This window comes from Streptomyces ochraceiscleroticus (assembly GCF_000720485.1).
Taxonomy (GTDB): Bacteria; Actinomycetota; Actinomycetes; order Streptomycetales; family Streptomycetaceae; genus Streptomyces; species Streptomyces ochraceiscleroticus.
This window is the reverse complement of sequence record NZ_JOAX01000032.1, coordinates 46,724-70,427: the sequence shown is the minus strand read 5'-3', so window position 1 is coordinate 70,427 and position 23,704 is coordinate 46,724. Positions and strand designations below refer to the sequence as shown.

Annotated in this window: 20 protein-coding genes; 15 read left to right on the top strand and 5 right to left on the bottom strand. The window is 71.8% G+C overall.

The genetic code is table 11. The features are described from left to right. The first annotated feature begins 18 nt into the window (after positions 1–18). The 4 genes from IG84_RS0131765 to IG84_RS0131750 are packed head-to-tail and all read left to right on the top strand — an operon-like array spanning position 19 to position 5,773. Positions 19–1,164, top strand: a complete 1,146-nt coding sequence (locus IG84_RS0131765; RefSeq protein ID WP_031064851.1) for an aromatic ring-hydroxylating oxygenase subunit alpha — start codon at positions 19–21, stop codon at positions 1,162–1,164. Then, a complete protein-coding gene (locus tag IG84_RS0131760) occupies positions 1,157–2,629 on the top strand; it encodes an aldehyde dehydrogenase family protein (RefSeq protein ID WP_031064849.1) in 1,473 nt (490 codons plus the stop codon). The genes IG84_RS0131765 and IG84_RS0131760 overlap by 8 nt, the downstream gene beginning before the upstream one ends. A 14-nt stretch (positions 2,630–2,643) precedes the next feature. Continuing rightward, positions 2,644–4,230: an APC family permease gene (locus IG84_RS0131755; RefSeq protein WP_051862681.1), complete on the top strand. Its 1,587-nt coding sequence runs from the start codon at positions 2,644–2,646 to the stop codon at positions 4,228–4,230. Beyond that, entirely contained in the window at positions 4,220–5,773 is a 1,554-nt protein-coding gene (locus IG84_RS0131750; protein ID WP_031064844.1) for a GMC family oxidoreductase, read from the top strand. Before IG84_RS0131755 ends, IG84_RS0131750 begins: the two co-directional genes overlap by 11 nt. 34 nt (positions 5,774–5,807) lie before the next feature. Here the strand turns inward: IG84_RS0131750 and IG84_RS42705 are convergent, their stop codons facing one another. Next, complete coding sequence (locus IG84_RS42705) at positions 5,808–6,632, bottom strand: ANTAR domain-containing protein (RefSeq protein ID WP_051862679.1); 825 nt, start codon at positions 6,630–6,632, stop codon at positions 5,808–5,810. 120 nt (positions 6,633–6,752) lie between these two features. Here IG84_RS42705 and IG84_RS0131740 point away from each other — a divergent pair, with 120 nt between their 5' ends. Beyond that, positions 6,753–7,754 carry an AraC family transcriptional regulator gene (locus tag IG84_RS0131740; RefSeq protein WP_078649628.1) on the top strand — a complete coding sequence of 334 codons (1,002 nt, stop codon included), beginning with the start codon at positions 6,753–6,755 and terminating at the stop codon, positions 7,752–7,754. A 10-nt stretch (positions 7,755–7,764) separates the two neighbouring features. Here IG84_RS0131740 and IG84_RS0131735 read toward each other — a convergent pair whose 3' ends face one another. The 3 genes from IG84_RS0131735 to IG84_RS0131725 all read right to left on the bottom strand — a co-directional run bounded on the left by IG84_RS0131735 (position 7,765) and on the right by IG84_RS0131725 (position 11,577). Next, complete coding sequence (locus IG84_RS0131735) at positions 7,765–8,316, bottom strand: hypothetical protein (RefSeq protein ID WP_031064834.1); 552 nt, start codon at positions 8,314–8,316, stop codon at positions 7,765–7,767. Between the two features lie 102 nt (positions 8,317–8,418). After that, the gene (locus IG84_RS0131730) at positions 8,419–10,047 is read right to left on the bottom strand and encodes a M4 family metallopeptidase (RefSeq protein WP_031064831.1); all 1,629 of its coding nucleotides are present in this window, start codon (positions 10,045–10,047) and stop codon (positions 8,419–8,421) included. Between the two features lie 273 nt (positions 10,048–10,320). Further along, the gene (locus IG84_RS0131725; protein ID WP_031064828.1) at positions 10,321–11,577 is read right to left on the bottom strand and encodes an SLC13 family permease; all 1,257 of its coding nucleotides are present in this window, start codon (positions 11,575–11,577) and stop codon (positions 10,321–10,323) included. A gap of 194 nt (positions 11,578–11,771) precedes the next feature. Here IG84_RS0131725 and IG84_RS0131720 point away from each other — a divergent pair, with 194 nt between their 5' ends. The 8 genes from IG84_RS0131720 to IG84_RS0131685 all read left to right on the top strand — a co-directional run bounded on the left by IG84_RS0131720 (position 11,772) and on the right by IG84_RS0131685 (position 19,704). Further along, on the top strand, positions 11,772–12,161 hold the full coding sequence (locus tag IG84_RS0131720) for a cell division protein SepF (RefSeq protein ID WP_031064825.1): 390 nt from the start codon (positions 11,772–11,774) through the stop codon (positions 12,159–12,161). Between the two features lie 84 nt (positions 12,162–12,245). Further along, entirely contained in the window at positions 12,246–13,574 is a 1,329-nt protein-coding gene (locus IG84_RS0131715) for an AAA family ATPase (RefSeq protein ID WP_245659671.1), read from the top strand. Next, positions 13,571–13,915, top strand: coding sequence for a nucleotide pyrophosphohydrolase (locus IG84_RS0131710; RefSeq protein ID WP_031064819.1), 345 nt, complete (start codon positions 13,571–13,573; stop codon positions 13,913–13,915). Before IG84_RS0131715 ends, IG84_RS0131710 begins: the two co-directional genes overlap by 4 nt. Before the next feature lie 132 nt (positions 13,916–14,047). After that, entirely contained in the window at positions 14,048–14,515 is a 468-nt protein-coding gene (locus tag IG84_RS0131705; RefSeq protein ID WP_031064817.1) for a DUF6099 family protein, read from the top strand. A gap of 85 nt (positions 14,516–14,600) precedes the next feature. After that, complete coding sequence (locus tag IG84_RS0131700) at positions 14,601–15,524, top strand: LLM class F420-dependent oxidoreductase (RefSeq protein WP_031064815.1); 924 nt, start codon at positions 14,601–14,603, stop codon at positions 15,522–15,524. 169 nt (positions 15,525–15,693) lie between these two features. Beyond that, positions 15,694–16,920, top strand: a complete 1,227-nt coding sequence (locus tag IG84_RS0131695; RefSeq protein WP_031064812.1) for an arginine deiminase — start codon at positions 15,694–15,696, stop codon at positions 16,918–16,920. Positions 16,921–17,073: 153 nt separating this feature from the next. Next, positions 17,074–18,078: an ornithine carbamoyltransferase gene (gene argF / locus IG84_RS0131690; RefSeq protein WP_031064807.1), complete on the top strand. Its 1,005-nt coding sequence runs from the start codon at positions 17,074–17,076 to the stop codon at positions 18,076–18,078. A 186-nt stretch (positions 18,079–18,264) separates the two neighbouring features. Beyond that, positions 18,265–19,704 (top strand): amino acid permease, encoded by a 1,440-nt coding sequence (locus IG84_RS0131685; protein ID WP_031064805.1) that lies wholly within the window; start codon positions 18,265–18,267, stop codon positions 19,702–19,704. A 155-nt stretch (positions 19,705–19,859) separates the two neighbouring features. Here the strand turns inward: IG84_RS0131685 and IG84_RS0131680 are convergent, their stop codons facing one another. Next, positions 19,860–20,285: an ATP-binding protein gene (locus tag IG84_RS0131680; RefSeq protein ID WP_245659670.1), complete on the bottom strand. Its 426-nt coding sequence runs from the start codon at positions 20,283–20,285 to the stop codon at positions 19,860–19,862. Between the two features lie 239 nt (positions 20,286–20,524). Between IG84_RS0131680 and IG84_RS0131675 the strand changes: the two genes are divergently transcribed. Further along, a complete protein-coding gene (locus IG84_RS0131675) occupies positions 20,525–21,352 on the top strand; it encodes an enoyl-CoA hydratase family protein (RefSeq protein WP_031064799.1) in 828 nt (275 codons plus the stop codon). Then, positions 21,349–23,652, top strand: coding sequence for a bifunctional salicylyl-CoA 5-hydroxylase/oxidoreductase (locus tag IG84_RS0131670; protein ID WP_031064794.1), 2,304 nt, complete (start codon positions 21,349–21,351; stop codon positions 23,650–23,652). Before IG84_RS0131675 ends, IG84_RS0131670 begins: the two co-directional genes overlap by 4 nt. The last annotated feature ends 52 nt before the right edge of the window (positions 23,653–23,704 follow it).

The window sequence follows — 23,704 nt, the reverse complement described above, 5'->3', positions numbered from 1 at the left end:
TCGCTTGAGGAGACGCACATGACGACCACGCCCGAACTCGCCCCGACCGCCACATCCAGCCTGATCACCACCCTGCCCGGCACCTCCTACACCGACCCGGAGACCTTCCGGCAGGAGCAGGAGAAGATCTTCGAGCGGCTGTGGTTCTGCGCCGTGCGCAGCGCCGACCTGGCCAAGCCTGGTGCCTTCCGCACCGTGCAGGTCGGCCGGGAGAACGTCCTGATCACCCGCAACCGCCGCGGCGAACTGCGGGCCTTCCTGAACATCTGCCGGCACCGCGGCGCCCGCTTGTGCACCGAGGAGTCCGGCGAGGCCCGCCGCAACCTCCAGTGCCCCTACCACGCCTGGACCTACGACTTCGACGGCAAGCTCGTCGCCGCGCCCAACCTGACGTCGATGCCGGACATCGACCGCACCGAACGCGGCCTGGTCACCGTCCCGCTGCGCGAATGGCTCGGCTACGCCTGGGTCTGCCTGGCCGACGAGCCGCCCTCCTTCGAGGACACGGTGATCGGCGCGGCCGTCGAGCGGCTCGGCGACGCCGCCTCCATCGAGCGGTACCGCACCGAGGGCCTGGCCCTGGGCAAGCGCATCACCTATGACGTGGCGGCCAACTGGAAGCTCATCATCGAGAACTTCATGGAGTGCTACCACTGCGCCACCATCCACCCCGAACTCACCGATGTACTCCCGGAGTTCGCCGACGGGTTCGCCGCCCAGTACTACGTCGGGCACGGCGCTGAATTCGCCCCGGAGGCCGAGGGCTTCACGGTCGACGGCAAGGGCGGCTTCGGCCGGCTGCCGGAGATCGCGGAGGACCAGGACCGCCGGTACTACGCGATCACCGTCCGGCCGCAGGTCTTCGTGAACCTCGTGCCCGACCACGTCATCGTCCACCGGATGTTCCCGATGGCCGCCGACCGCACGGTCGTGGAGTGCGACTGGCTCTACCTCCCCGAGGTCGTCGAGTCCGGCGCCGACATCTCCACCTCCGTCGAGCTCTTCCACCGCGTCAACCAGCAGGACTTCGAGGCGTGCGAGCGGACCCAGCCGGCGATGGACTCGCGCGCTTACCGGGACGGGGGCGTTCTCGTGCCGAGCGAGCACCACATCGGCGCCTTCCACCAGTGGGTCACCGAGCAGCTGGAGGCACCGGGTGCCTGAGCTGTTCATCGACGGGCGGTGGCAGTCGGCCGCCGCAGGCTCCACGCGAGAGATCCGCTGCCCCGCCGACCAGACCCTCGTCGCGGTGGTCGACGAGGGCGACCGCACGGACGCGGACCGGGCCGTCGCCGCGGCCCGGCGCGCCTTCGACACCGGACCCTGGCCGCACACCACCGCCGCCCAGCGCGGCGCCAAGCTGCTGCGGGTCGCCGACCTCTTGGAGCGGGACAAGGCGGCGCTCGCCCGCGCCGAATCGCTCGACACCGGCAAGCGGCTGGTGGAGAGCGAGCTCGACATGGACGACATCGCGGCCTGCTTCCGGTACTTCGGCCGCCTGATCACCGAGGAGGGGGACGCGGGCCGGGAGGTCGACGCGGGCAGTGCCACGGTCGAGAGCCGTGTCGTGCACGAGCCGGTGGGCGTCTGCGCGCTGATCACGCCGTGGAACTACCCGCTGCTGCAGACCGCCTGGAAGGTCGCCCCGGCCCTCGCCGCCGGCAACACCTTCGTCCTCAAGCCCAGCGAGCTCACCCCGCACACCGCGATCCACCTGATGAAGCTGCTCACCGAGGCCGGGCTGCCGGACGGCGTGGCCAACCTCGTCCTCGGCTCCGGGCCGGAGGCGGGCGCCCCGCTCACCGACCACCCGGACGTGGACCTGGTCTCCTTCACCGGTGGCCTGGCCACCGGGAAGCGGATCGCGGCCGCCGCGGCCGGTACGGTCAAGAACGTCGCCCTCGAACTCGGCGGCAAGAACCCCAACATCGTCTTCGCCGACGCCGACTTCGAGACGGCCGTCGACTACGCCCTGACCGCGATCTTCCTGCACTCCGGGCAGGTCTGCTCGGCGGGCGCCCGGCTGCTGGTCGAGGACTCCCTGCACGATCGTTTCGTCGACGAGGTGGTGCGCCGGGCACGGGAGATCCGGCTCGGCGGGCCCTTCGACCCGGAGGCCCGTACCGGTCCGCTGATCTCCGCGGCGCACCGGGAGAAGGTCGAGGCGTACGTCGCCGCCGGGCTCGCCGAGGGCGCCGTGCTGCGCTGCGGCGGCGCCCGCCCCGACGACCCGGCCCTCGCGGACGGCTTCCACTACCTGCCGACCGTCCTGGACGACTGCACCGCCGACATGTCGGTGGTGCGCGAGGAATCCTTCGGCCCGGTCCTCACCGTCGAGCGCTTCACCGACGAGGACGAGGCGGTACGGCTCGCCAACGACACCGTCTACGGGCTGGCCGGCGCGGTGTGGACCACCGACCCCGCGCGCGCCGACCGGGTCGCGGCCCGGCTGCGGCTCGGCACCGTATGGATCAACGACTTCCACCCCTATCTGCCGCAGGCGGAGTGGGGCGGCTTCAAGCAGTCCGGGACCGGCCGCGAGCTGGGCCCCACCGGTCTCGCCGAATACCGCGAGCACAAGCACGTCTGGCGCAATACCGCCCCGAAGGCACTCCACTGGTTCGACTGATCGACTGAGGAGACATGCTCTTGACGGCTTCCCGAGCAGAAAGACCCTCGCAGGACGCACCACCGGCACAGGACGACGACGGCCTCGCGGAGTTCGGCTACCGCCCCGAACTCAAGCGGACCCTCGGCAACTTCCACACCTTCGCCGCCGGCATCAGCTACATCTCGATCCTCACCGGCACCTTCCAGCTCTTCTACTTCGGCTACGGGCACGGCGGTCCCGCCTACTGGTGGTCCTGGCCGATGGTCTTCGTGGGCCAGCTCATGATCGCGCTGTCCTTCGCCGAGCTGGCCGCCCGCCACCCCGTCGCGGGCTCGGTCTACAACTGGGCGAAACGGCTGGGCAATCCGCACATCGGCTGGCTGGCCGGCTGGATGATGCTGGTCGCCTCGATCGTCTCGCTCTCCGCCGTGGCCCTCGCCTACCAGCTCACGCTCCCGCAGATCTCCGCCTCCTTCCAGTTCATCGGGGACGGCACCGGGCGCTACGACATCGCCACCAACGGCGTCCTCCTCGCCGGCGTACTGATCCTCTTCACCACCCTCGTCAACGCCTTCGGCGTGAAGCTGATGGCCCGCATCAACACCGCGGGCGTCTTCATCGAGCTGATCGCCACCGTCGTGCTGATCGTGCTCTTCGCCGTGCACGTGGTGCGCGGGCCCGACGTGGTGATGGAGACCCACCACACGGGCAACGGCCAGAGCTTCGGTTACCTCGGCGCCTTCCTCACCGCCTCGCTCGCCTCCGCGTACGTCATGTACGGCTTCGACACCGCCGCCTCGCTCGGCGAGGAGTCCCTGGACCCCTCCCGCAACGCGCCCCGCGCCATCCTCCGCGCCCTGCTCGCCTCCTTCGTACTGGGCGGCCTGATCCTGCTGCTCGCCCTGATGAGTGTCGGCAGCCTGAACGGCGAGGGGCTGGCCACCGACGGGCTGCAGTACGTCGTCCTGGACGTGCTCGGCGACACCGTCGGCAAGGCGATGCTGTGGTGCGTCCTGATCGCCGTCACCGTCTGCGCGCTGGCCGTGCACACCGCCGCCATCCGGCTGGCCTTCGCCATGTCCCGCGACAACAACCTGCCCGCCGCCTCGCTGCTCGCCCGGGTCAGCCCGCGCTTCCAGACCCCGGTCCTGCCCGCGGTGATCGTCGGTGTGCTCTCGCTGGGCGTCCTGCTGATCAACATCCGCCAGCCGCAGATCTTCTCGGTCGTCACCAGCATCGGCATCATCATGATCTACGGCGCGTATCTGCTGGTCACCGTGCCGATGCTGATCGCCCGGCTGCGCGGTCGCTGGCAGCCGGCCCCCGGCCGCTTCACTCTCGGCCGCTGGGGACTGCCCGTCAACATCCTCGCCGTCCTTTGGGGCGCCGGGATGATGATCAATCTCGCCTGGCCCCGCGACGCCGTCTACAACGCGGCCCCGCCCCACCACTGGTACCTGCGCTGGGGCGCCGTCCTCTTCGTGGGCGCCGTCGCGCTCGGCGGCTTCGCCTACTACTGGCTGATCCAGCGCCACCGCACGGGCGTCCTCGCCGAACACGCGGCGCAGCAGGAAGCCGGATCCGACACCACAAGGAGCACTCCGACCCATGTCCACTGAAGAGTTCGACTATGTCATCGTCGGCGGCGGCACCGCGGGCAACGTCGTGGCCGCCCGCCTCAGCGAGGACCCCTCGGTGACGGTGTGCGTCCTGGAGGCCGGACCCTCCGACGTCGGCGACGACAACGTACTGCGCCTGGAACGCTGGATGGGCCTGCTGGAGTCCGGATACGACTGGGACTACCCGGTCGAGCCCCAGGAGAGCGGCAACAGCTTCATGCGGCACGCCCGCGCCCGCGTCCTCGGCGGCTGTTCCTCGCACAACTCCTGTATCGCCTTCTGGGCCCCGGCCGAGGACCTCGACGCCTGGGAAGCGGGCGGCTGTACGGGCTGGGGCGCGAAGGACACCTTCCCGCTCTACCAGCGCCTGGAGTCCAACGACGCGCCCGGCGACCACCACGGCCGCTCGGGCCCGGTCACCCTGCGCACCATCAAGGGCGCCGACCCCTGCGGCTCGGCCCTGCTCGCCGCCTGCGCCGAACAGGGCATCCCCACCACCCCGTTCAACACCGGCAGGACCGTGATACGCGGCGCCAACTGGTTCCAGATCAACTCCGACGAGAACAACATCCGGCAGTCCTCGTCCGTCGCCTACCTCCACCCGATCCTCGGCCGCCGCCCCAACCTGGAGGTGCGGACCGGCGTCCGCGCCAAGCAGCTCCTGATCGACGCGGACCGCCGCTGCACCGGCGCCACGTACCTCGACCCCGACCTGATCCACACCCGTACGGTCCGCGCCCGCCGCGAAGTGATCGTCTCCTGCGGCGCCATCGACACCCCCAAGCTGCTGATGCTCTCCGGCATCGGCCCGGCCGCCCATCTGCGCGAGACCGGCGTGGAGGTGCTCGTCGACTCGCCCGGCGTCGGCGAGAACCTCCAGGACCACCCCGAGGGCGTCATCATGTGGGACGCCAAGCAGCCCATGGTGACCAGCTCCAACCAGTGGTGGGAGATCGGCATCTTCGCCGACACCGAAGAGGGCCTGGACCGCCCGGACCTGATGTTCCACTACGGCTCTGTGCCGTTCGACATGAACACAGCGCGGCACGGCTACCCGACCTCCGAGAACGCCTTCTGCCTCACCCCGAACGTCACCCGCGCCCGCTCCCGCGGCACGGTCCGGCTGCGCACCCGCGACTTCCGCGACAAGCCGAAGGTCGACCCGCGCTACTTCACCCACGAGCACGACGTACGGGTGATGACGTACGGGCTGCGCCTCGCCCGCGAGATCGCCGCACAGCCGGCGCTGGCGGACTGGGTGGGCGCCGAGCTGGCCCCGGGCCCGGACGTGCGCACCGACGACGAGCTGCTGGACTACATCACCAAGACCCACAACACCGTCTACCACCCCGCCTGCACGGTGAAGATGGGCGCCGCCGACGACGCCATGGCGCCGCTGGACGCCCGGCTGCGCGTGAAGGGCATTCAGGGGCTGCGCGTCGCGGACGGCTCGGTCATGCCGGAGCTGGTCACGGTCAACCCGTGCATCACCACGATGATGATCGGCGAGAAGTGCGCCGACCTGCTCAAGGAGGACCGCTGAGGCAGGTCCGTCAGCGGGCTCGCAGGGGACCCTGCTAGCGGGCTTCCTTGCGGAACGGCGGCGGCGCCGTGCCGTCCACGACGGAGCGCGCCAGGTCGTGGAGGTTGCGTTGGTGCGCACGGGCGTACCGGCGCAGCTCCGCGAACGCCCCGTCCGTCGGGCAGCCGAACCGCTCGGCGAGCACCCCCTTGGCCTGCTCGATGACGATCCGGCTGCGCAGCGCCTGCTCGAGCTGCCGGGCGTGGTCACGGGTGCGCCGGTGCCGCAGGTGCAGCGCCGCGGCGCCGGCGAGCGCCGGCACCGGCGCCGACCGCTCCCTCGGCCATGGAGTGGCCACGTCGTGGTACAGCACCAGCGCGCCCAGCGGGGCCGCCGGCCGCATACCGCCGGAGTCCTCTCCGTACGCCACATCGCTCAGCGGTACCGTGCTGACCAGGAGGACTCCCAACTCCCGCGCCCGTGCCGCGAGCCGCGGCCAGCGGGCGGCCGCCGGGTCCTCCAGCGGTATCTCCTCCGCCGCCGCACCGGCCAGCGTGTCCCGTACCGGGCCCTCGCCCAGCCGCTCCTCCAGCTCCCGCAGCAGCTCGGCCCGGGGGCTCGAAGCGGCGGTGACCGGTGGCCGGCCGGCCAGCACGGCCACCGCGTCCGGGGCCGGCTCGCCGCCCAGCAGCCGGACGTATTCGATCAGGGAAGCGGCGTGCGCGGCCGGCTCCCGGTCCTCGGGCGAGGCCAGATCCAGCAGCGCACGGGTCAGCAGCCGCTCGCGCTCCGGCGCCGGGCGACTCGGACGGTGCGACAGGCAAGGGGTGGTCGGATCTGCCGCGTCCATGGCGACGCGCGACAGCGGAAATGCCTCCATTCGGACAGTCAATGCCTGCGGGGAGCCCGCCGATATCCATTTTGCGTAGCATGTGGACACCAAGCGCAGTCGGCTGCTCACTGCGCCGGGCGAGGGACGATCCGAGGGACGGGGGCGGCGATGCCGGGGGAGCGCGGCCGCGGCACGGAACGACGGGCGCAGTGCGGCATGCGCACCTTCCGCACCACTGACATCGAGCGTGCCCGCGCCTGGATCGCCGACACGCTGTCCTATCCGGTGGTGCTGAACCCCCTCACCGACCCCGCCGACTTCGGCTTCGCCATGAGCGCGCTGCGGCTGGGCCCCGTCACCTTCGCCACCGCGACCTACGGCACCGACGTCCTCAGCCGGAGCGAGGGGCTGGGCGTCGCGTACCACATCAACGTGCCGCGCAGCGGACAGGTGGTGCAGTCCCACCGCGGTGAGGTGTTCCGGGCCACCGCCTCCGACGGCCGGGTCCCGGTCTTCGAGCCGACCGGCGCCCTCACCGGCGAACTGGACGCCACGACCGAGGTACTGGCCCTGGGCTTCGACCGGCAGGCGGTGGAGAGCGCGCTGGAGGAGCACCTCGAACACTCCGTGCGGCCGCTGCACTTCCCCGGCGGCCTGGACCCCTACCACGGCCGGGGGCTCACCCTCGTCTCCCTGGCCCGCGGCCTCGCCACCGAACTGGCCGCGCCGACCGGCCTCCTGACCCATGCCCCGGTGGCTGCCGGGCTCGCGGACGCGCTGCTCACCACGATGCTGTACGCCACCCCGCACCAGTACCGCGAGGAGCTGGCCGACCCGGCCACCCGTACCTGCCCGCGCCCGGTCAAGCGTGCCGTGGACGCCATGCAGGCCGACCCCGCGCGCCCCTTCACCGTGCTGGAGCTGGCGCGGGTCGCCGGGGTCGCGCCGCGCTCTCTGCAGGCCGGCTTCCGGCAGCACCTGGAGACCACGCCGATGGCCTATCTGCGCCGGCTGCGGCTGGAGCGCGCCCACCGCGACCTGGTCGCCGCCGGGCCGGGCGTCTCGGTCACCGAGGTCGCCGGCCGCTGGGGCTTCACGCACCTGGGCCGCTTCGCTGCCGCCTATCAGGCCCGGTACGGCAAGCTGCCCTCCCAGGCGCACCGCCGCTGACGTCCCGGGTTCATTTCCCCTGGTGGGCGTCGCGCGCGGTGTCCACGAACGCCTCCAGCGCGGCCCAGAAAGGGGAGTACGCGGCGTCGAACCGCTCCTCGGCGGCGGCCCATTCCTGCCCGCCGGGGCCGGCCGCCAGCGCCTGCTTGATCGCGGAGTGGAAGTCGCCCGTCGACTTCTGGACCCTGAGCGCCGCGGCGGCCGCGGGCAGCGGCCCCTCCAGCTCCACGACCCGCGCACAGCGGCGGAGCTTCGCGTACTCCGCCGTCTGCCGCTCGCTGAGCTGCCGCAGAGCCGCCGTGCTCCCGTCGGCGGCCGGCTGCCGCAGCAGGTCCGAGACCTCCCAGAACAACTCGCCCATCCTGTGCGTCTGTTCGATCAGGTCCAGGTAGGCGGTGCGGCGGCTCTCCCGGAGGCGTTCCCGGCGCTGGGAGTCGGCGGCGGTCTCGGCCTGGATGCGTGCGGCGCGGGTGCTGCCGCGGCTGGTGACCCAGCTCGCCAGTACGGCGGTGCCGCCGGTCACCGCGGCGATCGACAGGGTCCACAGGGTGCTTTCGGCCATGGTCGGCAACCGTACCGGCCGGGCCGGCGACCGTACCGGCCGGGCGGCGCGGGCGCCCGGCCGGTACGGACCGTCCTGTGCGACGGCGCGAGTGACGGTGCGTCAGCCGACGGAGACCGCCGACCAGGCCGCCGCCACCGCGTTCTGCTCGGCGCTGCCCGCGCCGTACAGGTCCTTCGCCGCGTTCAGCGTGGCCGTGCGGGCCGCGGCGTAGTTGGTCCCGGACGTCATGTAGACCGTCAGCGCCCGGTACCAGATCTTGCCGAGCTTGTCCTTGCCGATGCCCTGCACCGTACTGCCGTTGCAGGTGGGCGAGTTGTGGGTGACCCCGCCGATGACCTTCTGGCCGCTGCCCTCGGCGAGCAGGTAGGCGAAGTGGTTGGCGACCCCGGACGAGTAGTGCACGTCGAGGTCCTTCACCTTGGAGTTCCAGCAGTCCGCCGACTTGGTGTCCTTGGACGGCTTGTCCATGTAGCGCAGCGCGGCCTGCCCGAAGTCCGGGCGGACGATCTTCTCGCCGATGAGGTAGTCACCGGGGTCGCTCGCGTTCTTCGCGTAGAACTCCACGAGCGTGCCGAAGATGTCGGAGGTCGCCTCGTTCAGGCCGCCGGACTCGCCGCTGTACGTCAGGTTCGCGGTCGCGGCGGTGACACCGTGCGACATCTCGTGCCCGGCGACGTCGAGCGCGACCAGCGGACCGAAGACCTTGCCGTCGCCGTCCCCGTACGTCATGCAGAAGCAGCTGTCGTCCCAGAAGGCGTTGTTGTAGCCGCTGCCGTAGTGCACGCGGTTGTAGGAGCCCTTGCCGTCCCCGGCGATGCCGTTCCTGCCGTGCACGTTCTTGTAGTAGTCCCAGGTGGTGTCCGTACCGTACTGGGCGTCCACTGCGGCCGAGGCGCGGTCGGCGGTGGTGCCGCTGCCCCAGTGGTTGTCGGCGTCGGTGAAGAGGGCGGCGGGGGCGCGCCCCCAGCAGATGCCGAGGATGCAGGAGTCCGTCTTGTTCTGCGCGTCCCCGGTGTAAGTCCCGCCGCGGGTGGCGTCCTTGAGCTGGTACGCGCTGCCGGACTGGGTGGTCTCCAGCGGCACGGTCCCGCCGTACAGCGACTTGCCGTCGCCGGTCACGGTCTTCAGCCGGTCCCAGGAGTCGATCGCCTTGCCGGTACGGGCGTTGGTGAGCACGACGTGGGCCGCGGGGTTGCCCCGGTCGTCCCGGCCGGCGGCGGTGGTGCGCCAGGCGAGCTGCGGCGCGCCGTGCAGCGCGTCGATGACCAGCAGTGGCTTGGCGGTGACCTTGCTCAGCGCGGTACCGGAGTTGGCGGCGCGCAGTGCTTCGGTACCCAGCCCCGCGGCCTTCGTCGCGCTGATCAGGGGCTTGACGGTGGGGACGGCGAGGTCGCTGCGGGTGGCCCGGGAGGCGCCGTGGTAACTGCCGTCGGGGGAGAGGTGGACGACCAGGTCGCCGCCGAGGACGGGAATGCCGCCGAAGGTCCGGTCGTAGCGGACGTGCCGGCTGCCGTCGGAGTCGATGACGACGTCGCGTACGGAGGTGTCCTGGCCGGCGGTGACGGCGAGCTGGGTGGCATGCGAGGCGAGCGCGGCATCAGCGCTGCGAACGGCTTCGGCGCGGTCGGGGGCCGGCCGGGCGGTGGCGGTGGCGGGCAGGGTGGCGGCGACCAGAGCGGCCGCCGCCGTGGCTATGACGCTGGTGGCGAGGCGCGTTCTCGATCTCATCGGACTCCTCGGGGGGCGGCGGGACAGCGGCCGGCGCGTGGTCCGGCGTGCTGACGGCAAGTCACATTAAGCGTCCATGTCAATGTGCGGTGAGCGTCCATGACAACGCCATGACAACAGCCTGTCCATACCCTGCCCGCGACGGGCACATGCCCGGCACCGGTCCTACGCGTCGTCCCCTTCCAGGGCGTACCGCGCCGGCTGTTGCGCCTTCGGCGCCGAACGCGGCCGCCACGATGTCGCCGTCGCCGAACACCGGGCCGGCGCGTGGGCTCAGGCCCCGATGACGCGCAGCGCGCCCCACAGGGCGACCACCGCCAGGGACAGTGCGGCGGGCACCGTGATCAGGCCGAGCCGGGTGAAGTCCTTGAGCACCACATCGGTGTCGTGCGCGTGCAGGATGCGCCGCCACAGGAGCGTGGCCAGGGAACCGGCGTAGGTGAGGTTCGGGCCGATGTTGACGCCGAGCAGGACCGCGAGCACCGCGCCGGGGCCGCCCGGCGCGGTGAGCGGGATCAGGACGAGTACCGCGGGCAGATTGTTGATCACATTCGCCAGTACGGCGGCCAGCGCGGCGACGCCGAGCAGCGCGGGCAGCGACGTGCCGTCGGGGACCAGCCGGCCGAGCCCGTCGGCGAGCCCGTTGTCGACCACCGCGCGCACCACGATGCCGAGCGACAGCACGAAGGCGAGGAACGGCAGCGAGAGCGAGCCCAGGACGGCGCGGACGGTCGTGCGGCGGCGGGCGAGCGTGCGGGCCGCGAGTACCAGCGCGCCGGCCGCCGCCGCCCACGCCGGGTCGATACCGAGCGCGGAGGCGAGCACGAAACCGGCCAGCGTGCAGACGACGGTGACCAGCGCGAACAGCGGTACGTCCGGCGGCTCGGCGGCAGCCGCAGGCGGCGTCTCCGCGTCCAGGTCGGCGGCGAAGTAACGGCGGAAGACCACGTACTCGCTGCCGATCGCGACCAGCCACGGCAGCACCATCAGCGCGGCGAACCGGGTGAAGCTCAGCCCGCTGGCCGTGAACGCGAGCAGGTTCGTGAGGTTGGAGACCGGGAGAAGGAGGGAGGCGGTGTTCGAGAGGTGCGTGCAGGCGTACACATGCGGGCGCGCGCGGGCGCCCAGCCTGGCCGCCGTCGCGAAGACGACCGGGGTGAGCAGTACGACGGTGGCGTCCAGGCTCAGTACCGCGGTGATCGCCGAGGCGAGGCCGAAGACGGCGGCCAGCAGCCGCCGGGGGCTGCCCGCCGCCGCCCGCGCCATCCAGGCGCCGCACGCCTCGAAGAGCCCTTCGTCGGCGCACAGCCGGGCCAGTACCAGTACGGCCGCGAGGAAGCCGATCACGGGGCCGAGCCGCGCGGCCTCCTCACGGGCGTGCGCCAGTGGGATCGCGCCGGTCGCGAGGACGACGCCGGCGGCCGGTACCGCGACGGCCGCCTCCGGCAGGCGGAACGGCCGTACGACCGCGCAGACGAGCACGAGGACGAGCAGTGCCGCGGAGAGCGCCTCCGCGAGGGGGGTGTTCAGGATCGGTCCTTTCCGGTCCGCAAGGGTCGGACAAATGTCGCAGAGTATGCGCTGGCCAGGCGTCATGGTGCAGGATGGGGGCAACGGGTGACGCCGAACGCGTGTCATGCCCCGTCAGGTTTGTATGTATATCCCTAGAATTGCTCGATGCAGATACCGCAGCTGCCCAGCGCCCTTGCGAGCGAGGTGATCCGGTGACCCGCCCCGACGCCACCGACGAACAGTGGGAGGGCCTCGCTGAGGTCGTCCCGCTGCGCGGCGGCCGCGAGTGGCCCTCGTGGCCCGACCACCGGGCCCTTCCCGACGACGAACCGAGCGAGGCGTCCCGGCGGTTCATCGTCATCCGCGTCCAGACCTTCGCCGACGCCCGCGAGGTCGCCGAACACCTCATGGCCCAAGTGCCCGTGCTGCTCGACCTGAGCAGCGCCGACACGGATGTGGCCAAGCGCATCCTCGACTTCTCCAGCGGCGTCGTCTTCGGCATCGGCAGCGGCATGCACCGCGTCGACACCAACGTCTTCCTGCTCGCGCCGATCGGCACGGAGGTCGAGGAACCACGGGCGGGAGCGGCGCCGCGCCCGTAGGCGCAGCGCCGGCGTCCCCCATTCGTAGGAACGGCCGTCCGGCGTAACGGTTCTCCGGCGATCCGGCTCTCTAGCGTTCCCGGCATGGACCCCTGGAGCCGTACGGACGACGCGACACCGGCGACCGCGCCCACAGCCACGGCTGTGGGCGCCGCGGACGCGGAGCCGAGCGGGCAGCCCCTCCCCGCTGAGGCGAGCGGGCCGCCCCGCCCCCTCGTCACCGAGCTGCGCCTGTCCGCCTTCAAGTCGCACCGCGGCGCGACGTACCCGCTCGGCCCCCTCACGCTGTTCGCCGGCCCGAGCGGCAGCGGCAAGTCGAGCGCGCTCCAGGCGTACGGGCTGCTCGTCCGGCTCGGCGCCGGCGAGCCGCTGGACCAAGCGCTCGCCGCGGTACCGGGCGGCGCCGCGGCCTGCGTACCGGAGCGGGCCACGCCGGACGCGCAGGGGCGGCGCGGCTTCCGCCTCGGCTGCACGGTCGACGGACCGGCCGGCCCGACGCGCCTCGACGTCGCCGTGCAGACGGAACCGGAGCTGCGGATCGCCGGCGAACGGCTCACCGGCGGTGGGCGGACGCTGTTCACCACCGCGCTCACCGACCCCGGCCGCCGCACGGTACAGGCCGCGTGGCACACCGCCGGGGCCACGCCCGTCACCCGCGCGCCGCTCCCCGACGACCGGCTGGGCACCGCACTGCTGCCGCTGCGCGTCGCGGGCACGACGGCGGGCCAGCGCTTGGTGCTGGCCGCCGCCGAACAGACCCTGATCGCCCTGCGCTCCTCCTTCCTCTGCGACCCGCGCCCCGAGGCGGTGCGTGCGGTGGCAAGGGGCGCCGGCCTCGTCACGGAGGCGGGTGGGACCTCCGCGGCGGGTGGTGCGCACGCCCCCGAAGGCCCGCGGCTGCGGCCGGACTGCGGCAATCTCGCCGCCGTACTGGAGCGCACCAGCCGGGAGTGCGCCACCCGCCACGCGGCGCTCGTCGACGCGGTACGCGCCGGCTGCCCGGGCCCGGTAACGGGTCTCCGCGCGGAGCCCGGCGTGCGACGGGACGCGGTCCGGGCGGGCGACGTGCTGGCCGTCCGGGCCGTGCTGGAGCGGGGCGGCGCGCGCGGGGCGCTGCCCGTGGACTGGCTGGGCGACGGCGAGCTGCGCTATCTCGCGCTGGCGCTGGTGCTGCTGACCGGTCCCGGCGTGCTGGCCGTCGACCCGGTGGCCGAGGTGCTGCCGGCCCGTCAGGTGCTGACCGTGGTGGTGGACGGGCTGGACCGCTGCCTGGACCGGCGGCAGTCGGCCGAGCTGTTCGCGCTGGCCGTACGGATGGCGGCGCGCGGCCACGTCCGGCTGCTGGGGACGGTGACGGACCCGTCGGCCGCCGGCCGGCTGCCGGAGGTCGGGGTGCTACACCTGGGGGCATGAGTGAAGATCTTCAGACCTTGCAGCGCCGGCTGGCCGACTTCGCGGCGGCCCGCGACTGGGAGCAGTACCACACGCCGAAGAACCTCGCCGCGGCGCTCAGCGTCGAGGCGGCCGAACTGGTCGAGATTTTCCAGTGGCTGACTCCGGAGCAGTCCGCCAAGATCATGACCGACCCGGCGTCCGCGGCGCGGGTCGAGGACGAAGTGGCGGATGTGCTGGCGTACTTGCTCCAGTTCTGCGGCGTCCTGGGCATCGACGCGGCGGCCGCGCTCGCCGCGAAGATCGAGCGCAATGAGGAACGATTCCCCGCGAATCGACCCAGCCGTCACTCTCCGGAGTGATGGATCTCGCAAACTCGCCTTAGTTGTCCACAGATTTGCGAATTACTCTAGCGCTTTCGGCGGTTCCAGTTCACTCTGGGTAGTGGCAGGTGTGCGCAAGGCAGTGGACGAGGGCGAGGGAAGGGGTCGTGCATGGATGCGGTGCGAATCATCGCGGCCAGTCGGCACGGTCTGGCCCAGGCGCGGACGGTCCAGGACATCGTCATAGAGGCGTGGCAGGCGCAGGCCCTGGCGGAGGCGGTCGGCAGCCTCCTGGCGATATCGGGACCGTTCGAGGTGCGGGCCAAGGCGCGGAGACTGGGCGAGGCAGGAGGCCGGTCGGGCGCAGCGGTGCTGTGTCCGGTACCGAGATCGTACGGCCCCAGGGCGGCCCAGCTGTCCGAAGTCCAGGACAGCAAGGTCGCGTTGACGGACCTGTGTGGCCTGCTGGCCGAGGTGTGCGAGGCACTGGTGAGCGTCGTCTGCGCGGCGGAGGAGGACGGGCTGTACTGGACCTGCGTGGAGGCGATGGACGCCGCCGACGAGTCCCGCGACCGAGCCGCCGCGATCCTGAAGCAACTCCTCGTCCGCGACCGCCCCCACGACCGCGACCTGGCCTGACGAGCAGCCGCTTGCCCACACCTGGGCGCATTGTTGGTGGGTGGTGGTGCGGGGGGTGAGGGGAGGGGAGGGGGAAGATGGGGGGATGGATCTGCGAATTTTCACCGAGCCTCAGCAAGGCGCCGACTACGACACCCTTCTCACCGTCGCCAAGGCCACCGAGGACCTCGGCTTCGACGCGTTCTTCCGGTCGGATCATTATCTGCGGATGGGCACGGTGGACGGGCTGCCCGGGCCCACCGACGCCTGGATCACGCTCGCCGGTCTCGCCCGCGAGACGAAGCGCATCCGCCTCGGCACGCTGATGACCGCCGGTACGTTCCGGCTGCCCGGCGTGCTCGCCATCCAGGTCGCCCAGGTGGACCAGATGTCCGGCGGCCGGGTCGAGCTGGGCCTGGGCGCGGGCTGGTTCGAGGAGGAGCACAAGGCGTACGGCATCCCGTTCCCCAAGGAGAAGTTCGCGCGGCTGGAGGAGCAGCTCGCGATCGTCACGGGACTGTGGGAGACGCCGGTCGGCGAGGAGTTCTCGTACGACGGGACGTACTACCAGCTCGAGAAGTCCCCGGCGCTGCCGAAGCCCGCGCAGCGCAAGGTGCCGGTGCTGGTCGGCGGGCACGGTGCGACGCGTACGCCGCGGCTGGCCGCGCGGTACGCCGACGAGTTCAACATCCCCTTCGCCTCCCTCGAGGACACCCGGCGGCAGTTCGGCCGGGTGCGGGCGGCGGCCGAGGCGGTCGGCCGCAAGGGCGACGACCTGGTGTACTCCAACGCGCTGGTCGCCTGCGTGGGCAAGGACGACGCCGAGGTGGCGCGCCGCGCCGCGGCCATCGGGCGGGACGTGGCGGAGCTGAAGGCGAACGGCCTGGCGGGTTCGCCGGCCGAGGTGGTCGACAAGATCGGCCGGTACGCGGAGGCCGGGGCCTCCCGCTTCTACCTCCAGCTGCTGGACCTCGACGACCTGGACCACCTGGAGATCATCTCCTCGCAGGTGCAGAGCCAGCTGAGCTGATCGCCGGTACCGGTACGGCGCCGGCTGAGCTGATCGCCGGTGCCAGTACGGAGCCGGCTGGGCTGATCGATGGAGGGCTGCGCGGTGCGGCCCTTGCCCCCAGGGGCCGCGCCGCACCCACCTTCCCCGATATCGAGTGATCATCGTCGAATCCGGCCAGGATGGAGGGATGGGATTCCATGTCGACTCAGAGGTCGGTCACCTCCGCCGGGTCATCCTGCACCGTCCCGACCTGGAGCTGAAGCGGCTCACCCCGTCCAACAAGGACGCGCTGCTCTTCGACGACGTGCTGTGGGTGCGGCGCGCGCGGGCCGAGCACGACGCCTTCGCCGACACCCTGCGCGACCGTGGCGTCGAGGTACACCTCTTCGGGGACCTGCTGGCGGAGAGCCTGCGCATCCCCGAGGCGCGGGCGCTGGTCCTGGACCGGGTCTTCGACGAGAAGGAGTACGGGCCGCTGGCCACCGACCATCTCCGGGCCGCGTTCGAGGAACTGCCGCTGGCGGAGCTGGTCGAGGCGCTGATCGGCGGGATGACCAAGCGGGAGTTCCTGGAGCGCAACCCCGAGCCGACGTCGGTGCGGTTCCACGTGATGGAGCTGGACGACTTCCTGCTGCCGCCGCTGCCGAACCACCTCTTCGCGCGGGACACCTCGGCGTGGGTGTACGACGGGGTGTCGGTGAACGCGATGCGCTGGCCCGCACGGCAGCGCGAGACGGTCCATTACGAGGCGATCTACCGGTACCACCCGCTCTTCACGCACGAACGTTTCCACGTGTGGTCCGAGGGCCAGGCGGCGTACCCGTCCACGATCGAGGGCGGCGACGTGCTGGTGATCGGCAATGGCGCGGTGCTGATCGGGATGAGCGAGCGGACCACGCCGCAGGCGGTGGAGATGCTGGCCCGCGGGCTGTTCGCGGCCGGATCCGCGCAGACGATCGTGGCGCTGGACATGCCCAAGCGGCGGGCCTTCATGCACCTGGACACGGTGATGACCATGGTGGACGGCGATACGTTCACTCAGTACGCGGGGCTCGGGATGCTGCGCTCGTACACGATCGAGCCGGGCGCCAGCGAGCAGGAGCTGAAGGTCACCGATCACCCGCCGGAGCACATGCACCGGGCGATCGCGGCGGCGCTCGGCCTGGACGGCGTGCGGGTGCTGACCGCGACGCAGGACGTGCACGCCGCGGAGCGCGAGCAGTGGGACGACGGCTGCAATGTGCTGGCCGTGGAGCCGGGCGTGGTGGTGGCGTACGAGCGGAACGTCACGACCAACACGTTTCTGCGGAAGCGCGGGATCGAGGTGATCACGATCCCGGGGAGCGAGCTGGGGAGGGGCCGCGGCGGGCCGCGCTGCATGAGCTGCCCGGTGGAGCGCGACGGGCTCGGGTGAGACCGCGGGCGGGCCAGGCGCGTGACCAATGGCTCGTTGTATAGGAATACGCGGCGTCGTATACACTTCCATAATTCGACCGCAAGGCCGTACCCGATACGACCGCAAGGCCGTACGTACCCGACCCCGTTCACCGCGACCTAGGAGCCTGCCATGGCGATTGACCTCACGGGCCGCCATTTCCTCAAGGAGCTGGACTTCACCGCCGAGGAGTTCCGCCACCTGATCGACCTCGCGGCGGAGCTGAAGGCCGCGAAGCGCGCGGGCACCGAGGAGCAGCGGCTCAAGGGCCGCAACATCGCCCTGATCTTCGAGAAGACCTCCACCCGTACCCGCTGCTCCTTCGAGGTCGCGGCCGCCGACCAGGGCGCCCACACCACGTACCTGGACCCCTCCGGCTCGCAGATCGGGCACAAGGAGTCCGTGAAGGACACCGCCCGCGTGCTCGGCCGGATGTTCGACGGGATCGAGTACCGCGGCAGCGCCCAGACGAACGTCGAGGAGCTGGCCGCGCACGCCGGCGTGCCGGTCTACAACGGCCTGACCGACGAGTGGCACCCCACCCAGATGCTCGCCGACGTGCTCACCATGATCGAGCACAGCCCTGGCCGCCCCCTGGAGGAGCTGACCTTCGCCTACCTCGGCGACGCCCGGTACAACATGGGCAACTCCTACCTGGTCACCGGCGCCCTGCTCGGCATGGACGTGCGCATCGTGGCGCCGAAGAAGCTGTGGCCCGAGGAGTCGGTGATCGCGAGTGCCCGGAAGCTCGCGGAGCAGAGCGGCGCTCGGCTGACCCTCACCGAGGACGTCACTGAAGGCGTGCGCGGCGCGGACTTCGTCGCCACCGACATCTGGGTGTCGATGGGCGAGCCGAAGGAGGTCTGGGACGAGCGGATCGCGCTGCTGAGCCCGTACGCCGTGACGATGGACGTGCTGCGCGCCACGGGCGAGGAGAACGTGAAGTTCCTGCACTGCCTGCCGGCCTTCCACGACCTCGGCACGGCCGTCGGCCGCGAGATCTACGCCCGGCACGGGCTGGAGTCGCTGGAGGTCACCGACGAGGTCTTCGAGTCGGCGCACTCGGTCGTCTTCGACGAGGCGGAGAACCGGATGCACACGATCAAGGCGGTCATGGTCGCGACGCTCGGCCGCTGACGGCAGCGAAAAACGCAGCGAAGACCGCAGCGAAGAGCGCATACAAATACGCCTCAATGGGCGATCATGCACCATTTCGGTTACCATCGAACCGAACTCAGGGGGACGGGCTCACCAGCCCGTCCCCTTCTCCGTGCCCGCCCACCCCCGCCGGGCACGTCGCACCACCAGGAAGAGAACCACCCCATGTCCGCGTCCGGACTGCGCATCAAGTCCCCCGACCTGCTCGTCGCCGAATCCGGCGCGGATCTCGAAGGCCACGGCCTCAAGCGCACCATGGGTCTCTTCCAGCTCGTGTGCTTCGGCGTCGGCGCGATCGTCGGTACGGGCATCTTCGTGGGCCTGTCGGACACCGTCGCCGAGGCCGGCCCCGCCGTCGTCGTCTCCTTCGTTCTGGCCGCCCTGACCTGCGTCTTCACCGCGTTCTCGTTCGCCGAGCTGGGCGGCGCGATCCCGGTCTCCGGCAGCTCGTACTCCTACGCGTACGCCACGCTCGGCGAGCGCACCGCCTTCCTCGTCGGCTGGTGCCTGCTGCTGGAGTACGGCGTGTCCGTCTCGGCGGTCGCGGTGGGCTGGGGCCAGTACCTCAACGAGCTGCTGGACAGCCTGGTCGGGCGGCAGTTGCCCGCCGCGCTGTCCGCGCCGCCCGGCGACGGCGGCATCGTCAACGTCCCCGCCGTCGTCGTCATGCTGCTCGCCGCCACGCTCCTCGTGCGCGGCATCCGGGAGAGCGCCCGCGCCACCGCCGCGATGGCCGTCCTGAAGATCGGCGTACTGATCCTCTTCTGCGTGATCGCCTTCACTGCCTTCAAGGACGGCAACCTCTCGCCCTTCGCCGCGCAGGGCGCCGCCGGCATCACCTCCGGCGCCTCGGTCGCGTTCTTCTCGTACATCGGCTTCGACGCGGTCACCACGGCGGGCGAGGAGGTCAGGAATCCGCGGCGGAACATCCCCGCAGCGATCCTGATCTGCATCGGCGTGGTCACCGTGCTGTACTGCCTGGTCGCGCTCGCCGCGATCGGCGCGCTCTCCGCCGACGACGTCGCCGACAAGCCCGCCGCGCTCTCCCTGATCGTCGACCGGGTCACCGGCTCGGCGCTGGGCGGCGGGATCATCGCCTTCGGCGCGGTGGTGGCCATCGCGTCGGTCGTCCTCGCGGTGATGTACGGCCAGACCCGCATCCTGATGTCCATGTCCCGGGACGGGCTGATCCCGCGGGTGTTCGAACGGATCTCGCCGAAGACGTCGACGCCGGTCCGGGGCACCTGGATCGTCGCGGTCGTCTTCGCGGTGCCGGCCGCGGTGGTGCCGCTGGACGTGGTCATGAATCTGACCACCATCGGGACCCTCGCGGTCATGGCCGTGGTCAACGTCTGCGTCATGCGGCTGCGCCGCACCCGCCCCGGGCTGCCGCGCCGATTCCGGGTGCCGCTCTTCCCGCTCAGCCCGCTGCTCGGGATCGCGTTCTGCCTGTACCTGATCTACGGCACGGGCCCGGCCACCTGGCTGCAGTTCGCCGCGTTTTTGGTGGTCGGCGCGCTGGTGTACGCGGTGTACGGGCGGCGGCATTCGCGGCTGGGGGACGCTGGGTCGAAATCCTTGGTGGACGTGACGCCGAAGGGGTGAACTGTCCCTGGCAAGGGCCCCTCCCTCTCCCCAACCACCGGCGGCAAGGCCCCTCCCCCACCTCCACCGCACTCTCCCGACCGTACCGCCGCTGACCGACAAGCCTCAGCCCCTGTGGACAACCTCCGCTTCAGGCCCTGTGGACAACCCCCACCTCAAGCCGATGGCTCCGCCGGAAGCCGGAACCACACCGCCTTCCCCTGTTCGGTCGGCCGGTAGCCGGAGTCCGCGCTGAGGGTGCGGATCAGCAGCAGCCCCCGGCCGCCCTCGTCCAGCAGATCCACCTCCGGGGGCGAGTCCTCGCCCAGCCCCTGGACCGGCGCCGGGTCGTTGTCGTGTACCTCGACGTGCTGGTGGCCGCTCGGCAGCAGCTCGATGACCAGCTCGATCGGCTTGTCTCCGGGGGTGTGCTCGACGGCGTTGGCCACCAGCTCGCCGGTGAGCAGCTCGGCCGTGTCGCTGTCCCCGGCCACCCGCATGTCCGTGAACGCCATCCGGATCAGGGCGCGCGCGATCGGTACCGCGGCAGTGGTGTGCGGCAGCGTGATCCGCCAGGACGGCGGGGCGGCTGGCTCCGACAAGATCCGTTTCCGTTCACGGGGACGTGATGTTGGGCGTGATGTCCTCCTATAAAGGTACGAATATCCGCTGCGAACGGCTCGTCACCGGCCGTAGCGACGCCGGAACGGACCGGCGGTTGCCTTATCGCGTACTCGTGACGGCGGTCACGCTTGCGTGATAACTTCCCGGGACGGGTAACGCCGGATACCGGCGGATACCGCCAGGCACCAGCCCTCCGGCTGAAGGGGGCACGACGCCCATGAGCCCGTTCACAGGTTCCGCGCACGCCACCGACGCATGGGAACACCTCCGCGTGACCAGGGAGGACGGGGTCGCCACCGTCACCCTCGCGCGCCCGGACACCCTCAACTCCCTCACCTTCGGCGCCTACGCCGACCTCCGCGACCTGCTCGCCGAACTCTCCCGCGAACGTGCCGTACGCGCCCTGGTCCTCGGCGGCGAGGGCCGCGGCTTCTGCTCCGGCGGCGACGTCGACGAGATCATCGGCGCCACGCTGGAGATGGACACCGGTCAGTTGCTGGACTTCAACCGGATGACCGGTCAGGTCGTACGGGCGCTGCGGGAATGCCCGTTCCCGGTGATCGCGGCCGTGCACGGCGTGGCCGCGGGGGCCGGCGCCGTCCTCGCGCTCGCCGCCGACTTCCGGGTCGCCGATCCCTCGGCGCGCTTCGCCTTCCTCTTCACCAAGGTCGGGCTCTCCGGCGGCGACATGGGCGCGGCCTATCTGCTGCCCCGCGTCGTCGGCCTCGGGCACGCCACCCGGCTGCTGATGCTGGGGGAGGCCGTGCGCGCCCCCGAAGCCGAGCGGATCGGGCTCATCAGCGAGCTGGCCGAGGAGGGCACGGCGCACGAGGCGGCCGCCGCGCTGGCCCGCCGGCTCGCGGCCGGCCCCGCGCTCGCCCACGCCCAGACCAAGGCGCTGCTCACCGCCGAGCTGGACATGCCGCTCGCGGCGGCCGTCGAGATGGACGCGGCGACCCAGGCGCTGCTGATGAACAGCTCCGACTACGCGGAGTTCCACGCGGCGTTCACCGCCAAGCGCAGCCCGAAGTGGCAGGGGAAATGAGCCCCGGGGGCGGGGCGCTGCCGGGCGGCCGGGTGGCCGTCATCGGGGGCGGTCCCGGCGGCCTGTACGCGGCGGTGCTGCTCAAGCGCCTGGATCCGGCCCGCGAGGTCACCGTCTGGGAGCGCAACGCGCCCGACGACACCTTCGGCTTCGGCGTGGTCCTCTCGGACGAGACCCTGGGCGGCATCGAACAGGCCGACCCGGTCGTCCACGAGGCGCTGCGCCGCGAGTACGTGCGCTGGGACGCCATCGACATCGCCCACCGCGGCCGCACCCTCACCTCCGGCGGCCACGGCTTCGCCGCCATCGGGCGCCGCCGCCTCCTCCAGTTGCTGCACGAGCGCTGCCGCGCGCTCGGTGTACGGCTGCGCTTCCGTACCGAGGCGCCGCCCGCCGCCGTCCTCGCCCGCGACCACGATCTGGTGATCGCCGCCGACGGTGTGCACAGCACCACCCGCGGCGCGCAGGCCGAGATCTTCCGCCCGCACCTGACCACGCACCGCTGCCGCTACATCTGGCTCTCCGCCGATCTCGCCTTCGACGCCTTCCGCTTCGACATCGCCGAGACGGCGCACGGGGTGCTGCAGTTGCACGGTTACCCCTACGGGGAGCGGGCGAGCACCGTCATCGTCGAGGCGCACGAGGACGTCTGGCGGCGGGCCGGCTGGGACGCCTGTCCGGTGGAGGAGTCCGTCGAGCAGTGCGCCAAGATTTTCGCGGACGCGCTGGGCGGCCGTCCGCTGCAGGGCAACAACTCCGCCTGGACAGCCTTCCGTACGGTCACGAACGCGCGCTGGTCGCACGGCAACATCGTGCTGCTCGGTGACGCCGCGCACACCGCGCACTTCTCCATCGGTTCCGGCACCAAGCTCGCCGTGGAGGACGCGCTCGCGCTCGCCGCCTGCCTCCAGGAGCACGCGGTACTCCCGGACGCGCTCGCCGCGTACGAGGCTGAGCGCCGGCCCGTCGTCGAGTCCACCCAGCGGGCGGCGCGCGCCAGCCTGGAGTGGTTCGAGAACCTCGCGCAGTACGTCGACCAGCCGCCCCGCCGCTTCGCCTTCAACCTGCTCACCCGCAGCCGCCGGGTCACCCACGGCAATCTCCGGCTGCGCGACCCCCGCTTCGTCGCCGCGGTCGAGGAGGAGGCCGGCGTGGCGCCCGGCACGCCGCCGATGTTCACGCCCTTCCGGCTCGCCGGACTCACCCTGCGCAACCGCGTCGTGGTCTCCCCGATGGACATGTACAGCGCCGACGCCGACGGCACGCCGGGCGACTTCCACCTCGTCCACCTCGGCGCCCGCGCCCTCGGCGGTGCCGGCCTGGTGATGACGGAGATGGTCTGCGTCAGCCGGCAGGGCCGCATTACGCCCGCGTGCACGGGGTTGTACGCGCCGGAGCACGAGGCCGCCTGGCGCCGGGTCACCGACTTCGTGCACGCCGGCGCGCCCGGCACCGCGATCGGCGTCCAGCTCGGCCACTCGGGCCGCAAAGGCTCGACCCGCCTGATGTGGGAGGGCATCGACCAGCCGCTGCCGGAGGGCAACTGGCCGCTCGTGGCCGCCTCCGCGCTTCCGTACCGGGAGGGCGTCAACCAGGTACCGCACGCGCTCACCGCCGAGGAGCTGGCCGGCGTGCGCGAGGACTTCGTCCGCGCCGCCGAGCGTGCCGCGCGCGCCGGCTTCGACCTGCTCGAACTGCACTGCGCACACGGCTATCTGCTCTCCGGCTTCCTCTCACCGCTCACCAACCACCGCACCGACGCCTACGGTGGCGACCTCGCCGCGCGGCTGCGCTTCCCGCTGGAGGTCTTCGACGCGGTACGCGCCGTCTGGCCGGCCGGGCGGCCCATGACGGTGCGGATCTCCGCCACCGACTGGGCGGCGGGCGGCACCACCGTCGAGGACGCGGTGGAGATCGCGCGGGCCTTCGCCGCGCACGGAGCCGACGCGATCGACGTCTCCACGGGGCAGGTGGTCGCTGACGAGCAGCCCGCGTTCGGACGCTCGTACCAGACGCCGTTCGCCGATCGCATCCGCAACGCGGTGCGAATCCCGGTGGTCGCGGTCGGCGCCATCTCCTCCTGGGACGACGTCAATTCGCTGATTCTCGCGGGGCGCGCCGACCTGTGCGCGCTGGCCCGGCCGCATCTCTACGACCCGAACTGGACCCTGCACGCCGCCGCGGAACAGGGGTATTCCGGCCCCGGTGCGCCCTGGCCCACGCCGTACCGGGCAGGCAGCCGCATCCCGCCGGCGGGCCGCACGGACGGCCCCAAACAGCGGTTGACGCTGGGCGGATGACGCGCCCGGCGGACGGACCGGGCGCCACACGGCCGGCACTTGCGACCGCTTC

Coding starts and splice junctions, on each gene's coding strand:
- IG84_RS0131730 (WP_031064831.1), bottom strand. CDS start 10,047: ATGAGATCGAGAACGCGCCTCGCCACCAGCGTCATAGCCACGGCGGCG.
- IG84_RS0131755 (WP_051862681.1), top strand. CDS start 2,644: ATGCTCTTGACGGCTTCCCGAGCAGAAAGACCCTCGCAGGACGCACCA.
- IG84_RS0131715 (WP_245659671.1), top strand. CDS start 12,246: ATGGACCCCTGGAGCCGTACGGACGACGCGACACCGGCGACCGCGCCC.
- IG84_RS0131735 (WP_031064834.1), bottom strand. CDS start 8,316: ATGGCCGAAAGCACCCTGTGGACCCTGTCGATCGCCGCGGTGACCGGC.
- IG84_RS0131670 (WP_031064794.1), top strand. CDS start 21,349: ATGAGCCCCGGGGGCGGGGCGCTGCCGGGCGGCCGGGTGGCCGTCATC.
- IG84_RS0131695 (WP_031064812.1), top strand. CDS start 15,694: ATGGGATTCCATGTCGACTCAGAGGTCGGTCACCTCCGCCGGGTCATC.
- IG84_RS0131675 (WP_031064799.1), top strand. CDS start 20,525: ATGAGCCCGTTCACAGGTTCCGCGCACGCCACCGACGCATGGGAACAC.
- IG84_RS0131750 (WP_031064844.1), top strand. CDS start 4,220: ATGTCCACTGAAGAGTTCGACTATGTCATCGTCGGCGGCGGCACCGCG.
- IG84_RS0131685 (WP_031064805.1), top strand. CDS start 18,265: ATGTCCGCGTCCGGACTGCGCATCAAGTCCCCCGACCTGCTCGTCGCC.
- IG84_RS0131705 (WP_031064817.1), top strand. CDS start 14,048: ATGGATGCGGTGCGAATCATCGCGGCCAGTCGGCACGGTCTGGCCCAG.
- argF (WP_031064807.1), top strand. CDS start 17,074: ATGGCGATTGACCTCACGGGCCGCCATTTCCTCAAGGAGCTGGACTTC.
- IG84_RS0131710 (WP_031064819.1), top strand. CDS start 13,571: ATGAGTGAAGATCTTCAGACCTTGCAGCGCCGGCTGGCCGACTTCGCG.
- IG84_RS0131765 (WP_031064851.1), top strand. CDS start 19: ATGACGACCACGCCCGAACTCGCCCCGACCGCCACATCCAGCCTGATC.
- IG84_RS0131700 (WP_031064815.1), top strand. CDS start 14,601: ATGGATCTGCGAATTTTCACCGAGCCTCAGCAAGGCGCCGACTACGAC.
- IG84_RS0131740 (WP_078649628.1), top strand. CDS start 6,753: ATGCCGGGGGAGCGCGGCCGCGGCACGGAACGACGGGCGCAGTGCGGC.
- IG84_RS42705 (WP_051862679.1), bottom strand. CDS start 6,632: ATGGAGGCATTTCCGCTGTCGCGCGTCGCCATGGACGCGGCAGATCCG.